The following is a 1,215-nucleotide window of genomic DNA, read 5'->3' as shown; positions in this document are numbered from 1 at the left end:
AATAGCCTGGGAAGAGGTGGTTTTCTGGGCAAAGATTAAAAGCAAATTCATTGAGCAATGCTCTTTTTTCAAAATTGCTCTGATGATGATTTTTAATAGCTGGATCAAAGTAAGGGCCGTACCCAGCCACACCAATGGCTTTGTCTACAGCCTCAAAAAGCATCTTGCGCGGCTCTAAAAGATGTGATGTGATCATCGCCGCTTTTTGAGGTCTTGCCAAGAATGCGTTTCCCAATGGTGCCTGCATTTGGTCAAGCGAGAGCAGGGCGCCATATCTGGGGTTGGTATTTCCAACAATGCCCTCATGTGACCAATCTACGAGCTCCATCCAATACGGTAGGCGCAAATGCTGGCTACTTTGCATGCCCAAATCAAATGAGATCGAATAGTCAGTTGCGAATATATCGTGCCGCAGACTCTCGCAAGTATGAAATAGGGTTAATGGCACACACTTGCGCCCATTGAGTTGTTTTTCAAGTGAGAGTGCTGGTGTGCGTAAAGGTTTTGGAAGCCAGCGGTACGGCTTGGTGTTGGGCTTATAAAAAGCACCGTAAATCAGTAGATCTGCGTCGCTAGGTTTGGTCCAGGCAATAGAGAATCCAACACTATTCGCAATTAATGGAAATAGGCCCTGAGCATAGTCATGTTGCGTTCCAAGTAGGGCAATGCGGACTGATTTCATGAAATTAGGGGCTGGTTTGGAGATCAATTGCAGAAGTCAAATGCGGACGTCAAGTACGGTATCGACAATGGTATCCTACCGTGAGCATAATCGCTAGGAAAAGAGTCTGTTTTGAGAGTTGGATTTCATACAAATCATTTGTCATTTCGGGGTGCCGAGATTGCAGTCTATGACTATGCATTCCACAACCAGGCTATCTTGCAAAATGAGTCGCTCGTTTTTTACAAAAGCAAGTACCAAAGCGAACCTACTGTTATTCAGAAGTTTGAGAAGCAGTTCAAGCTTTTTCCGTACCAAGACAATGCTCAATTGGCAAAAATTGCCGATCAAGAAAAGCTCGATTTATTCTACTTTATTAAGTCTGGTGAGCGTGACGGTGATGTAGTTGATACAGTCCCTTGTGCCATTCATGCTGTTTTTCCGACCAAGCCAGAAGAGTTTCACGGAGATAAATTTGCTTTTGTCTCCGAGTGGTTAGCCAAAGAATATTCCAATCAAAAACTGCCCTTTGTGCCGCACATGATTGATTTACC

At 44.2% G+C, this 1,215-nt stretch carries 1 protein-coding gene and 1 pseudogene; one reads left to right on the top strand and one right to left on the bottom strand.

Going from position 1 to position 1,215, the window contains the following annotated elements:
- The coding region (locus tag B7Y67_RS18580) for a hypothetical protein (RefSeq protein ID WP_293599901.1) at window positions 1-682 on the bottom strand (682 nt) is incomplete at its 3' end.
- A gap of 138 nt (window positions 683-820) precedes the next feature.
- On the opposite strand from B7Y67_RS18580, the pseudogene B7Y67_RS18575 reads away from it, so the two are divergent.
- Window positions 821-1,215: pseudogene (locus B7Y67_RS18575) on the top strand (hypothetical protein); the annotation flags it as partial.

The sequence above is a fragment of the Polynucleobacter sp. 35-46-11 genome (genome assembly GCF_002281105.1).
This window is presented reverse-complemented; position numbering and strand designations above follow the sequence as displayed.